The sequence below is a fragment of the uncultured Sphingomonas sp. genome (assembly GCF_964237335.1).
Taxonomy (GTDB): Bacteria; Pseudomonadota; Alphaproteobacteria; order Sphingomonadales; family Sphingomonadaceae; genus Sphingomonas.
On the sequence record NZ_CAXSHM010000016.1, the window covers coordinates 22,440 to 34,896 of the forward strand.

Annotated in this window: 15 protein-coding genes and 1 other RNA gene; 5 read left to right on the plus strand and 11 right to left on the minus strand. The window is 70.0% G+C overall.

Annotation, left to right across the window (positions count from 1 at the left end; all coding sequences use genetic code 11):
• The first annotated feature begins 24 nt into the window (after window positions 1–24).
• Genes rpoH through mtgA form a run of 3 tightly spaced genes read left to right on the plus strand, consistent with a single transcriptional unit; the run spans window position 25 to window position 2,866 of the window.
• Window positions 25–927 carry an RNA polymerase sigma factor RpoH gene (gene rpoH, locus ACFE65_RS09660; protein WP_375382202.1) on the plus strand — a complete coding sequence of 301 codons (903 nt, stop codon included), beginning with the start codon at window positions 25–27 and terminating at the stop codon, window positions 925–927.
• Window positions 928–934: 7 nt separating this feature from the next.
• The gene (locus ACFE65_RS09665) at window positions 935–2,179 is read left to right on the plus strand and encodes a flavin monoamine oxidase family protein (protein ID WP_375382153.1); all 1,245 of its coding nucleotides are present in this window, start codon (window positions 935–937) and stop codon (window positions 2,177–2,179) included.
• A gap of 9 nt (window positions 2,180–2,188) precedes the next feature.
• Entirely contained in the window at window positions 2,189–2,866 is a 678-nt protein-coding gene (gene mtgA, locus ACFE65_RS09670; protein WP_375382154.1) for a monofunctional biosynthetic peptidoglycan transglycosylase, read from the plus strand.
• 111 nt (window positions 2,867–2,977) lie between these two features.
• Here mtgA and ACFE65_RS09675 read toward each other — a convergent pair whose 3' ends face one another.
• From ACFE65_RS09675 to ACFE65_RS09710, 8 genes are all read right to left on the minus strand, one after another.
• Window positions 2,978–3,301 (minus strand): YbaB/EbfC family nucleoid-associated protein, encoded by a 324-nt coding sequence (locus ACFE65_RS09675; protein ID WP_375382155.1) that lies wholly within the window; start codon window positions 3,299–3,301, stop codon window positions 2,978–2,980.
• The gene (locus ACFE65_RS09680) at window positions 3,298–4,980 is read right to left on the minus strand and encodes a DNA polymerase III subunit gamma/tau (protein WP_375382156.1); all 1,683 of its coding nucleotides are present in this window, start codon (window positions 4,978–4,980) and stop codon (window positions 3,298–3,300) included. The genes ACFE65_RS09675 and ACFE65_RS09680 overlap by 4 nt, the downstream gene beginning before the upstream one ends.
• Window positions 4,981–5,145: 165 nt before the next feature.
• Window positions 5,146–5,242: signal recognition particle sRNA small type (gene ffs, locus ACFE65_RS09685), an RNA gene on the minus strand.
• A 67-nt stretch (window positions 5,243–5,309) separates the two neighbouring features.
• Window positions 5,310–5,519, minus strand: a complete 210-nt coding sequence (locus tag ACFE65_RS09690) for a hypothetical protein (RefSeq protein ID WP_375382157.1) — start codon at window positions 5,517–5,519, stop codon at window positions 5,310–5,312.
• A 44-nt stretch (window positions 5,520–5,563) separates the two neighbouring features.
• Window positions 5,564–5,857 carry a hypothetical protein gene (locus ACFE65_RS09695; RefSeq protein WP_375382158.1) on the minus strand — a complete coding sequence of 98 codons (294 nt, stop codon included), beginning with the start codon at window positions 5,855–5,857 and terminating at the stop codon, window positions 5,564–5,566.
• Between the two features lie 105 nt (window positions 5,858–5,962).
• Window positions 5,963–6,265 (minus strand): 2Fe-2S iron-sulfur cluster-binding protein, encoded by a 303-nt coding sequence (locus ACFE65_RS09700; RefSeq protein WP_375382159.1) that lies wholly within the window; start codon window positions 6,263–6,265, stop codon window positions 5,963–5,965.
• Window positions 6,262–7,362 (minus strand): cysteine desulfurase family protein, encoded by a 1,101-nt coding sequence (locus ACFE65_RS09705; RefSeq protein ID WP_375382160.1) that lies wholly within the window; start codon window positions 7,360–7,362, stop codon window positions 6,262–6,264. The genes ACFE65_RS09700 and ACFE65_RS09705 overlap by 4 nt, the downstream gene beginning before the upstream one ends.
• Window positions 7,359–8,510 carry an aminotransferase class V-fold PLP-dependent enzyme gene (locus ACFE65_RS09710; protein WP_375382161.1) on the minus strand — a complete coding sequence of 384 codons (1,152 nt, stop codon included), beginning with the start codon at window positions 8,508–8,510 and terminating at the stop codon, window positions 7,359–7,361. Before ACFE65_RS09710 ends, ACFE65_RS09705 begins: the two co-directional genes overlap by 4 nt.
• Before the next feature lie 93 nt (window positions 8,511–8,603).
• On the opposite strand from ACFE65_RS09710, the gene ACFE65_RS09715 reads away from it, so the two are divergent.
• The gene (locus tag ACFE65_RS09715) at window positions 8,604–9,260 is read left to right on the plus strand and encodes an alpha/beta hydrolase (protein ID WP_375382162.1); all 657 of its coding nucleotides are present in this window, start codon (window positions 8,604–8,606) and stop codon (window positions 9,258–9,260) included.
• Between the two features lie 103 nt (window positions 9,261–9,363).
• On the opposite strand, the gene ACFE65_RS09720 is transcribed toward ACFE65_RS09715, so the two are convergent.
• The 3 genes from ACFE65_RS09720 to ACFE65_RS09730 form a co-directional block, all read right to left on the minus strand.
• Entirely contained in the window at window positions 9,364–9,651 is a 288-nt protein-coding gene (locus ACFE65_RS09720) for a hypothetical protein (protein WP_375382163.1), read from the minus strand.
• Window positions 9,648–9,806 carry a hypothetical protein gene (locus tag ACFE65_RS09725; protein ID WP_375382164.1) on the minus strand — a complete coding sequence of 53 codons (159 nt, stop codon included), beginning with the start codon at window positions 9,804–9,806 and terminating at the stop codon, window positions 9,648–9,650. Before ACFE65_RS09725 ends, ACFE65_RS09720 begins: the two co-directional genes overlap by 4 nt.
• A 118-nt stretch (window positions 9,807–9,924) precedes the next feature.
• A complete protein-coding gene (locus ACFE65_RS09730; RefSeq protein WP_375382165.1) occupies window positions 9,925–10,887 on the minus strand; it encodes a threonine/serine dehydratase in 963 nt (320 codons plus the stop codon).
• A gap of 138 nt (window positions 10,888–11,025) precedes the next feature.
• Between ACFE65_RS09730 and ACFE65_RS09735 the strand changes: the two genes are divergently transcribed.
• A complete protein-coding gene (locus ACFE65_RS09735; RefSeq protein ID WP_375382166.1) occupies window positions 11,026–12,276 on the plus strand; it encodes a type III PLP-dependent enzyme in 1,251 nt (416 codons plus the stop codon).
• The last annotated feature ends 181 nt before the right edge of the window (window positions 12,277–12,457 follow it).

The following is a 12,457-nucleotide window of genomic DNA, read 5'->3' on the forward strand; positions in this document are numbered from 1 at the left end:
GCGGCAGGAAAAGGGAGTCTTCCGATCATGGCCAAGAGCAACGTCCCCGCGACGATCCCGACGCTCGGCAGCGAGGCCGGGCTCAACCGCTATCTTTCCGAGATCCGCAAGTTCCCGCTGCTCCAGCCCGAGCAGGAGTTCATGCTCGCCAAGCGGTTCCAGGAACATGGCGACACGGATGCGGCGGCGCAGCTCGTCACCTCGCACCTCCGGCTCGTGGCGAAGATCGCGATGGGCTACCGCGGTTATGGCCTGCCGACGTCCGAGTTGATCTCCGAAGGCAACATCGGCCTGATGCAGGGCGTGAAGAAGTTCGAGCCCGATCGCGGCTTCCGCCTCGCCACTTATGCTATGTGGTGGATCAGGGCGTCGATCCAGGAGTATATCCTGCGGTCATGGTCGCTGGTGAAGATGGGCACGACGGCGGCGCAGAAGAAATTGTTCTTCAACCTGCGCCGCATGAAGTCCAAGCTCGACGCGTTCGAGGACGGCGACTTGTCTCCGGAGAATGTGGCGAAGATCGCGACCGATCTCGGCGTGACCGAGAACGACGTCGTCTCGATGAACCGCCGCATGGCGATGGGCGGCGACACCAGCCTCAACGTCTCGATGAACGAGGACGGCGAGGGCCAGTGGCAGGACTGGCTCCAGGACAGCGCGCCGCTCCAGGACCAGACGGTCGCCGAGACGCAGGAAGCCGACGTCCGCCACGGCATGCTCGTCAACGCGATGGACGACCTTAACGACAGAGAGAAGCACATCCTGACCGAGCGGCGGCTGACCGACGACCCCAAGACGCTGGAGGAGCTGAGCCAGGTCTATGGCGTGTCGCGCGAGCGGGTCCGCCAGATCGAGGTGCGCGCGTTCGAGAAGCTGCAGAAGGCGATGATGCGGATCGCCGGCGAGAAGCGCCTGCTCGCCGCTTGACGCGCTGATGACGGGAAGCGGCCGCGACGTCGTCGTGATCGGCGGCGGCGCGGCCGGCATCGCCGCGGCTCGCATGTTGCACGACGCGGGTCGCGACGTGTTGCTGCTGGAGGCGAAGGATCGGCTTGGCGGCCGGGCGCATACGGTGACGCTGGACGTGCACGGCCGATCGATCGCGATGGATTGCGGCTGCGGCTGGCTCCACTCGGCGCAGCGCAACCCGTGGACCGGGCTGGCGCAGGCACATAGCCTGACGGTAGATCGTACGCCCCCGGGATGGGGCGAGCAATGGCGTGGCCTGGGCTTCTCCGCCGCCGACCAGAAGGCATTCGGCGCGGCATCGGACGCGATGGACGCAGAAGCGCACCGGCTGCTTCTCGGCCCCGACCGGCCGCTCGCCGACGCGGTCGCGCCGGGGTCTTGGCGGCCGTTGCTCGACGCGATCTCCGGCTATGCGAACGGCGCGCGGCTTGCCGACGTGTCGCTGCATGACTGGGCGGCCTATGAGGATGCGTCGACCGACGACAATTGGGCGGTGGTCGAAGGCTATGGCACGCTCGTGACGCGCCATGCCGCAGTTCTGCCGGTGCGCCTTAACACGTGCGTACGACGCATCGACCATCGCGGACGCACGATCCGGGTGGAGACGGACGCTGGCACGATCGAGACCGATGCCGTCGTCGTCGCGCTGCCGACCTCGGTGCTGGCACGCGGCGATGTGGCCTTCGATCCGCCGCTCGCCCACAAGCAGGCCGCCGCCGATGCGTTGCCGCTTGGTCTCGCTGACAAGATATTCCTCGCCGTCGACGGCCCCGCCTTCCCGCCCAACGCGCACCTGATCGGCGACCCGCACAGCGCCTGCACCGCCAGCTATCGCCTGTCGCCCTTCGGCGCACCGCTGGTCGAGGTGTTCGTGGGCGGCGACTGCGCGGAGATGCTGGAGCGCGAGAGCGACGCGGGAGCGGCGGCGTTCGCGGTCGGCGAGCTGGAGGGGTTGCTCGGCCGCGACTGGCGCTTCAGCCCGCTCGCGCGGACACGCTGGCGGGCCGATCCGCTGATCGGCGGCAGCTACAGCCACGCGCGCGTCGGCGCGGCGGGGCAGCGCGCGGTGCTGGCGGAGCCGGTCGACGGACGGCTGTTCTTCGCGGGCGAGGCCTGTTCGCGCGCGGACTTCTCCACCGCGCATGGCGCCTACGAGACCGGCGTCGCCGCCGCGCGAACGCTGTTGGCCACCACCGCCGCCGTGCGCTAGCATCGCGCGATGATCGGCCGGCTGCTCCGCCTCGTCTGCAAGCTGTTGCTCGGCTTCGTCGTCGTCAGCGTCGTGTGGGTCGCCATCTACCGCGTCGTGCCGCCGCCCTATACCTTCACCATGCTGCGCGATCGTCTGGCGGGCCGGTCAGTCACCAAGGATTGGGCATCGCTCGACAGCATCGATCCCAACATGGCCCGCGCGGCGATCGCGGGGGAGGACGCGCGCTTCTGCCTGCACCACGGTTTTGACATCCGCGCGATCGAGAAGGCGGCGGAGCGGAATGCGCATGGCGGTCGCATCCGCGGCGGCTCCACGATCAGCCAGCAGACCGCGAAGAACGCGTTCCTGTTCCAGGGCGGCGGCTATGTTCGCAAGGGGCTGGAGGCCTGGTTCACCGTGCTGATCGAGGCGATCTGGGGCAAGCGGCGGATCATGGAGGTGTACCTCAACCTCGCCGAGACGGGTATCGGCACCTATGGCGTGCAGGCGGCGTCGGAACGCTATTTCGGGCATGGCGCCGGACGATTGTCGCCGACCGAGGCCGCGCGGATCGCCGCGATCCTCCCGCTGCCCAAGAAACGCGCGGCGGTGGACCCGCACGGCTTCGTGCGCCGCCACGGCAATGTGCTGGCGCGCTATGTGGGCGTGGTGCGCGGCAACGGGCTGGACGCGTGCCTGCGGTAGGCCCCTTCGTCACCCCGGGCTTGACCCGGGGTCCCGCTTCTTCTCACGGCCGGAGTAGCGGACCCCGGCTCAAGACCGGGGTGACGAAAGTCGGGTCATCGGAACCGGCGCTCAGAACGGCAGCTGGAATCCCGGCGGCAGCGCCAGGCCGCTGGTCATCTTGCCCATCTCCTGGCTCGACACCGCGTCCGCCTTCGCGCGCGCGTCGTTGAACGCGGCGACGACGAGGTCCTCCACCATCTGCTTCTCCGACGGCTGCAGCAGCGAGGGGTCGATGTCGACCGAGACGATGCGTCCCTTGGCCGACGCTTTCACCTTCACCAGCCCGCCACCGGCCGCGCCCTCGACCTCGATCGTGTCGAGGTTCGCCTGCGCCTTCTCCAGTTCGGCCTGGACGTTCTGCGCCATGGCCATGATCTCGTCGAGGTTCTTCACGATATGCTCCTTTTCGGGCTCCAGCCTTCGAGTTCGGCGTCGGGGAACGCCGCCAATGCCGCCTTGACGAGGGGACTGTCCAGCACCGCCTGTCGTTCCGCGTCGCGGCCGGCGTCCTCCTGTTCCTTCAGCGTCGGCGCACCGGGCTGATCGGCGAACGACAGCTTCCACGCGCGGCCCGACAGCGTCTTGAGCGCGGCATTCAGCTCCGCAAGCGTGTCCGCCGACATCGGCCGCGCGCCGCTCATCACCAGCTCGGGCGGCTCGTAGCGCACGACGCTCGCGCCCTTCAGCCGGATCGCGAGGCCCAGCGATCCGCCGGCCTCCAACGCCGCCACCAGCGCGGCGAAGTCGGCGGGGTAGTCGGGCGCCTTGGATGCGGCCGCTACCGGGGTGGGCGCTGGAACCGGCGGCGTTGCCTGGACGGGGGCTGCCACGGGAGCGGTCGCAGGCACGCCACCGTTTGCGAACGCCTTCGCCAGCTCGCCCGGATCGGGCAACGACGAGGCATGGATCGCCCGCAGCAGCGCCATCTCCGCCGCCTCGATCGGCATCGCCGCGCGCGCGACCTCGTCATGGCCCTTGAGGAACAACTGCCACAGCCGGTGGAGCTGCGCGAACGATAGCGCGCCCGACCACTCGACCAGCGCCGCGCGCTCCTCCGCCGGCTGCGCGAGATCGGCGGGCGTTCCGACCTTGGCGAGCGTCACGCCATGCACCAGCTCCAGCAGCGCGCGCAGCACCGCGAGCGGATCGACGCCCAGATCATATTGCCGACGCAGCGCCGCCAGCGCCGGGACCGTGTCGCCCGCCAGCAGCCGCGCCATCAACTCGCGCACCGCACCGCGATCGGACAGGCCCAGCATGTCGCGCACTGCATCCGCCGTGACAGCCCCGCCTTCGATGCCTGCATGCGCGATCGCCTGGTCGAGGATTGACAGCCCGTCGCGCGCCGATCCTTCCGCCGCCCGTGCGATCAGCGCCAGCGCCTCGGGCTCGGCGGCTGCGCCTTCCTTCGCGCACACGTCGGCGAAATGCGCGGCGAGCTTGTCGGCGGGGATGCGGCGCAGGTCGAACCGCTGACAGCGCGACAGCACCGTCACCGGCACCTTGTTCACCTCCGTCGTCGCCAGCAGGAACTTCACATGCGCGGGCGGCTCCTCCAGCGTCTTCAGCAGCGCGTTGAACGCGGGCTTGGACAGCATGTGGACCTCGTCCACGATGTAGATCTTGAAGCGCGCCGATACGGCGGCGTAGCGCGTGGCGTCGGTGATCTCGCGGATGTCGTCGACGCCGTTGTGGCTGGCGGCGTCGATCTCGATCACGTCGATATGCCGCCCCTCCGCGATCGCGCGGCACGGCTCGCACATCCCGCACGGGTCGATCGTCGGCCCGCCCTGCCCGTCCGGGCCGATGCAGTTGAGCGCCTTGGCCACCAGCCGCGCGGTGCTGGTTTTGCCGACGCCGCGCACGCCGGTGAGCAGGAACGCGTGCGCCAGCCGGCCACGCCTGATCGCGTTGCCCAATGTGGTGACCATCGCATCCTGGCCGATCAGCTGCGAAAAGGTCTGCGGCCGATACTTGCGCGCGAGGACGCGATACGCCTCGGGCTTGGCGAGCGTCATCGTCTCCGGCTTCGCCGGCTGGGGTGGTTCGTCGAGGGCGAGGAAATCGGACATCCAAGGCCGATATAGGCGGCGGAGCGCGGCGTGTCGAAGGCGTTGGTCAGCGCGAAGGAATAACGGGCGTCGCAGCAAGCTGCGCGGTCGGTCGGCGCTGTAACGCTGCTAGCCGCACAGAAAAGACCAAGTCCGGGCAGCTTGCTGCGCAGGGCTTGGTCTTTTCTGGGTGAGAGCCGGACGACCCGCGGCGAAATCGTTGCGGCTGCTTCCTTCCGGACCTGACCGGGTTGGCGACGACCACGTCCGCCCGACTCCCGATCACTCTATGCCGGAGCCGGGCGGCGCGGGTCAAGCCCGGGACGGTGGACCATCCCGGGCCGCATGCCTCAGTAGGTCACCGTGCGGCAGACACGGACGTGGCGCGGGCCGTGGCGCTCGACGTGGCAAACGGTCCGGCTGGGATGCCGGAACGCCGGGCCCGTGTGGGTGCGGGTGACGGTGCGGGTCTCGACGACGCGGGTCTGCGCGGACGCGGCGATCGGGGCGAGCGCCGTCAGCGCGAAGAGGCCGGCAATGGCGAGGGACAGGATCTTCATTACAGGTTCCTTTGAGCTAATGGTTGGATCGATCGAAGACGGGATCAGTAAGGCCGGAAGCAGCGGCGGAAGCCGTGGTGATAGGTGCAGATCACCCGCCGGTGATGGTAGCCGTAGCGCGGGCCATAGCCGCGATAGCCGTAATGACGGTATCCATAGCCGCCATGGCCGTACCCGCCGCGCACATAGCCGCCGCCGTGATAGCCGCCGCCATGGTAGCCGCCGCCGTTATGGCCGGCGTCGTGGCCGTAGCCGCCGTTATACTGCGCCTCGGCCGGCGCAGCGGCGCCGAGCCCGCCTGCGAGCGCGAGGCCGGCGGCGATGATGGCGATCTTCATGGGAAAGCTCCTCTGATCGCCCGGACCATCCGGGCTGACCCCTAGATGAGACAGGGCCGCTGACGCGTTCCTGAACCCGTCGTGCAGCCTAGCGTCATGTCGAGGTCACGCCGCCGGTACCGTCACGACCACGCCGCCCAGCCCCGCATCCAGCACGATCTGGCACGACAGCCGGCTGCGGCGGGTGGCATCCGGCAGCAGGTCGACCATGTCCTCCTCCTCGCCCGTCGGCGGGGGGACCGGCGTGCCCTCGGGCAGCATCACGTGGCAGGTACCGCACGCCATGAAGCCGTTGCACGTCCCCTCCAGCGGCAGGCCGGCGCGCTGGGCGGCGTCGAGCAGCCGCTCTCCCACACGACCCTCCGCAGGAACCACGCTGCCGTCGGGCCTGACGAACGACAGCCTCATGCCGCCACGCGCCGCTGCGCGCGTGCCGCCGCATCGATCCGCCCGATCGCCTCCACCAGCTCGTACTGCGTTGTGTAGCGCCCGAAGCCAAGCCGGATCGACGATCGCGCCTCCGCGTCGGTCAGCCCGATCGCGCGCAGCACATGGCTCGGCCGCCCCGATCCGCTGGCGCAGGCGGAGCCGGCGGAAAAGGCGAGATCGCGCAGGTCGCTCATGAGGCGGGCGACGTCGAGACCGGGCAGCCGGACGTTGAGGTTGCCGTGATAGCGCTGCTCGTCCGAGCCGTTGACGATCCAGTCCGGGCCAAGAGTGTCGCGCGCCGACCGCCACAGCCGCTCGACGTGGACGGCGTCCGAGTCGGCCTGCGCCGCCATCAGCCCCGCCGCCGCGCCGAACCCGGCGCATAATGCCGGGGAGAGGGTGCCCGATCGGCCGCCCTCCTGATCGCCACCGTGGACCAGCGGCTCAAGCGCGACACCGTGCCTGATCCAAAGCACGCCGACGCCCTTAGGCCCGAATATCTTGTGGGCCGATACGGCGACGAGGTCGACGGTCGGCGGGATCGGCACGCGGCCATAGCCCTGGACCGCGTCGCACAGGAACAGCGCGCCGACGCCATGCGCCGCCTCCGCCAACGCGGCGACCGGCTGGACGACGCCGATCTCGTTGTTCACCAGCATCGCCGCGACGAGGCCGGTCCTTCCCTCCCCGTCGGCCTGGTGACGATGGTCGACCAGTCCGTTGCTTCCGACCGGCAGGATCGAGACCGCCCGCCCGCGCCGCGCCTCTGATGCCACCGTGTCCAGCACCGCCGCATGTTCGGTCGCCACAGTCACGACCCGACCGGTGCTGCCCTTGATCGCCCAGTTGAGCGCCTCGGTCGCACCGCTGGTGAACACCAACCGGCCGCCCGGCGGCAGCAACGCCGCCACCTGCTCGCGCGCGACCTCGACCGCCGCCTTCGCGCGCCGGCCCTCGCGGTGCGCCGAGTGCGGGTTGGCGTGGCTCCAAGGCTGATCGGCGCGCAGCCACGGCAGCATGGCGTCGAGCGCCTCGGGCGCGAGCGGGGTCGTCGCCTGATAGTCGAGGTAGGTCATGCGGCGATCCGCCGCGCGGCGCGAGCGATGTCGCGCCACGCGGCGATCGCGCGGTCGACGTCGGCCTCGCCCGTGTCGCGGCCGAAGCTGATCCGCACCACCTCGCGCGCGGCCCCCTCGCTCCAGCCCATCGCGGACAGGACATGGCTGGGCTTGAGGCTGCCCGACGAACAGGCGCTGCCCGCCGATACCGCGATGCCGGCGAGGTCGAAGCGGATCAGCTGGGCGGCCTGCGCGACGCCCGGCATCCGGTACGATCCGATCGCGGGATGTCGGGGGCTGCCGCCCGCCACCACCAGCCCGCCCGACCGCGTCAACGCATCGTCGAGCCGCGCGCGGAGCGCCGCCCAGCCCTCCAGCGGCTCGGGCTCGGCGAGCGCGGCGGCATAACCGAGTGCGCCGGGCAGGTTCTCCGTCCCCGGACGATAGCCGCGCTCCTGCCCGCCGGTCGCGCTGAGCGTCGCCAGATCGCGCACCAGCAGCGCGCCGACGCCGGGCGGGCCACCGCGCTTGTGCGCGGACAGGGCGACGAAGTCGGCGTGAGCGGCGACGTTCGGGTCCGCCCCCGCGGGCATCTGCGCCGCGTCGACCAGCAGCAGCGCGCCCGCCGCGTGGACGGCGTCGGCGATGGCGGCGATGGGCTGGCGGACACCGGTCTCGCTGTTCGCCCACTGAACGCAGACGAGAGCGCAACCCTCCCGTCCAGTCAGAAAATCGGTTCCCTCCTCCGTTCGTCCTGAGCCTGTCGAAGGACATGATCCAGGGGCAGGTGCTTCGACAAGCTCAGCATGAACGGAAGAGGGGGGTAGAAGGCCCTGGGTCGTGACCCCCAACACCTCCGCCCCCGGCGCCGCCCGCAGCACCGCGTCATGCTCCACCGCGCTCACCAGCCGGCGGCTCGCTCCCGTCCGACCGAGCGCGATCGCCAGCGATTCGCTCGCGCCGCTCGTCAGGATCACGTCACCGCGCCAGCCATAAGCCGCCCCGATCGCCGCCCGCGCCGCCTCCAGCGCCGCCCGCGCCGCGCGGCCCTCCGCATGCGGCGACGAGGGGTTGGCCCAGCGCGTCATGCCCTCCGCCACCGCCGAGCGCGCGGCGGCCATCATCGGCGTCGTGGCGGCATGGTCAAGGTAGAGACGATTGGTCACGCCAGCGTTCCAATTGCGCGGGGGAGCGCTCCGCCTATATAGCGCGCCATCCCGCGCGCTCCACCCGCGCCCTCACACGATCGGCGACCCCCCATGCCCGAAGTCATCTTCCCCGGCCCCGAAGGTCGCCTGGAGGGGCGCTTCGCCCCCGCTCCGCGCCCGCGCGCGCCGGTCGCGATGATCCTCCACCCGCATCCCTCGTCGGGCGGCACGATGAACAACCGCATCGTGCAGGAGCTCTACAAGACGTTCCAGCGCCGCGGTTTTGCGACATTGCGCTTCAACTTCCGCGGCGTCGGCAAGAGCCAGGGCGTGTTCGACAACGGCGTCGGCGAACTGTCCGACGCGGCCAGCGCGCTCGACTGGGTGCAGAGCTTCCACCCCGAGGCGCAGACGACCTGGGTCGCGGGCTTCGGCTTCGGCGCGTGGATCGGGATGCAGTTGCTGATGCGCCGGCCGGAGATCCGCGGCTTCATCTCGATCGCGCCGCCCGCCAACATGTTCGACTTCACCTTCCTCGCGCCCTGCCCGGCGAGCGGCATCATCATCCAGGGCGCCAACGACGAGGTGGTGACGCCTGCCGCGACGCAGAAGCTGGTCGACAAGCTGCGCACGCAGAAGCACATCACCATCCATCACGACACGATCCCGAAGGCCAACCACTTCTTCGAGCACGAGATGCCGCAGTTGATGGGGTCGGTCGATAAGTACTTGGACATGCGGCTAGCGCCTGACTCGCCGATACGGTGAGGCAGACCGCGTCGGATTAGCGCCAGCTAATCCGTGCAGCTTGGCCAGCCCGGCCAGCGGCGCTCAAGCGCCGTCTGACGACGCGGCTTCGCCGCGGCGGTTGCTAGTCCTCATGGCGGGTCGTGAATGGCAAACGATCGCCAACGAGGATCGCGTGGATTGCTGACCATTCCTGCCGGAATGCCGAAATCAAGCGGGCCAGCGCCTCCTCACTCGTTTTCCCGAACCAAATGCTCGGGCCAAGCTCGGACGTATAGTCGATAAAGATCGGCTCGAAGCCGGCCGCGGCAAAAGATGCGAGCGCCTGTTGCAGGTTTTCGGGACGCGTTCTGAAGCGGACGCCAACTAGCTCATCGGGAGGCCTGCGTCCTGGAACCGCTCCGGCGCTCATAACGTCCACACCACCACATTGCCCAGCAGCACGGCCGCCATCACCAGCATCAGCACGCCCTTGCGTCGGTCGGTGCCGAGCCACACCAGCCGCGCGCCGACGACGGCGAGCGCGAAGGTGGCAAGCATCGCGAGCGCGGGAGCGAGGGTGTCCATTACTTCTCGTCACCCCGGGCTTGACCCGGGGCCCCGCTTCTCCACCGACCAGGGAAGCGGGGCCCCGGCTCAAGGCCGGGGTGACGAGAGGGGGAGAGATGGAGAATGCGCACTCCCCTCACCCCGCCAGCACCCGCGCATACGCCGCCCGGTCCACGTTCCCGCCCGACAGGATCACCAGCATCCCCGCCTCCGCGCGCACCCGGCCGGCAAGCACCGCCGCCAGCGCCACCGCGCCGCCCGGTTCCACCACCAGCCGCAGCCGCTCCGCCGCCCAGCGCTGCGCCGCCGCCGTCTCCGCCTCGCTCACCGCCACGCCCTCGACGCCCCGGCGCGACAACACGTCGAACGTCAGCGGCGACACCCGCATCGTCTGCAGCGAGTCGCACGCGGTCGGCGGCGGCGCGTCGCCCACCGGCTCGATCCAGCCGGCCTCAAGGCTGCGGCGCATGTCGTCCCAGCCCTCGGGCTCGACCACCGTCACCCGCGCGTCGCCCAGCCCCAGCGCGATACCGGCCGCCAATCCGCCGCCGCCGCACGGCACGACGACATGGGCGGGCGCGTCCAGCCCCGCCGCCGCCATCTGCCGGGCCGCCTCGATCCCCGTCGAGCCCTGCCCCTCGATCACCCAGGGATCGTCGAAGCTCGGCACCAGCGTGGCCCCCCGCGCCTCCGCCAGCCGGGCGGCGATCGCCTCGCGCGACTCGGTCGCCCGGTCGTAGCGCACCACCTCGGCGCCGAGCGCGAGCGTGCCGTCCAGCTTTGCACGCGGTGCGTCGGCGGGCATCACGATCGTCGCGGGGATGCCCAGCCGCTTCGCCGCCCAGGCGACGCCCTGCGCGTGGTTGCCGCTCGAGAACGCGACCACGCCGCGCCGGCGCGCCGCATCGTCGAGCGCGGTCAGCCGGTGCCACGCGCCGCGGATCTTGAACGCGCCGACCGGCTGGAGCGATTCCGCCTTGAACGCGACCGTCACGCCATTGATCTCGCTCGTGAAAAGCGGCGTCGGCGGCAGGATGATCGCGATCTTGGCGGCCGCGTCGCGGACCCCGGCGCGGGTGGGTTGTCGCACGATCGTCACAGGTCACACTCCGGGGGCAAAACGCCGCTTTACAGGGGGGGCGGGCGACCCTATCTCCCGCACTTGCTGCCCCATGGGACTTCCAACCGCAAGGCAGCTTTTTGACGATCGGCGAGAGCCACTTGGAGGTCCCTTGATTTGCACCAGCATCCTAGCGCGTTGGGGTTAGCGCCCCTCTCGATCGCCATTCCGCCCGAACCCCGGGTGGAGAGCGGCATCGACATCGCCATCCAGCGTCCGGTTCTGCCGGTCACGCTGGTACGCCCCCACGCCGCGGCGCGGGCGGCCCGGTACTTCGCGGAGAAGTTCCCGGGACGCTCGATGTATGCGGTGAAGGCGAACCCGTCGCCCGAGCTGCTGCATGTGCTTTGGGACAGCGGGATCACGCATTACGACGTGGCCTCAATCGCCGAGGTGCGGCTGGTCGCGCGTACGCTGCCGGGGGCGACCTTGTGCTTCATGCATCCCGTGAAGGCGGAGGAGGCGATCGGGGAAGCGTATCGCGTCCATGGCGTCCGTGTGTTCAGCCTCGACAGCCTGGAAGAGCTGGAGAAGATCGTCCGCGCGACTGCTAGTGAATCGGGTGCGGCCGAGGATCTGACGCTCTGCGTCCGGCTCCGCGTGTCGTCCGAACATGCTAAGCTCAGCCTCGCGTCCAAGTTCGGCTGCGCGCCGGGCGAGGCCAGGGCGTTGCTGATGGCCGCGCGCCAGGCGTCCGACGCGCTCGGCATCTGCTTCCACGTCGGATCGCAGGCGATGAGCCCGCAGGCCTATGCCGAGGCGATGGAGCGCGTGCGGGCGGCGATCGTGGAAGCGGCCGTCACCGTCGACGTTGTGGATGTGGGCGGCGGCTTCCCGTCGACCTACCCCGGCATGGAGCCGCCGCCGCTCGACCTCTACTTCGAGACGATCGGCCGTGCGTTCGAGAGTCTGCCCGTATCCTATTCGTCCGAGCTGTGGTGCGAGCCGGGCCGCGCGCTGTGCGCCGAGTACAGCTCGGTCGTGGTGCGCGTCGAGAAGCGGCGCGGGGACGAGCTTTACATCAATGACGGTGCGTATGGTGCGCTGTTCGATGCGGCGCACATCGGCTGGCGCTTTCCCGTGACGCTGCTGCGGGGCGAGGAAAGCCGCGCCAGGCTGGTGGCGTTCAGCTTCTACGGGCCGACGTGCGACGACCTCGACCATATGGCGGGGCCGTTCCTGTTGCCGGCGGACGTGGCGGCGGGCGACTATCTCGAGATCGGGATGCTCGGCGCCTATGGCGCGGCGATGCGGACCGCGTTCAACGGCTTCGGCTCGGACGAGACGGTGGTCGCTGCCGACGAGCCGATGGCGACGCTGTACGGCGAGGAACCGGCCCGCATCGCGGCGAACGTCGTCAAGCTGTAACGTCCGACCCGCAAGCTCACCGTCACCCCGGGGCTTGACCCGGGGTCCCGCTTCTTCGACCGGCGAGAAAGGAAGCGAGACCCCGGCTCAAGGTCGGGGTGACGATACAATTTCAGGTGCCAGATGGCGCGCCTGGGTATGCCGCGTCCCCGATGACACGGCCATGTAGACCGGAGCATCC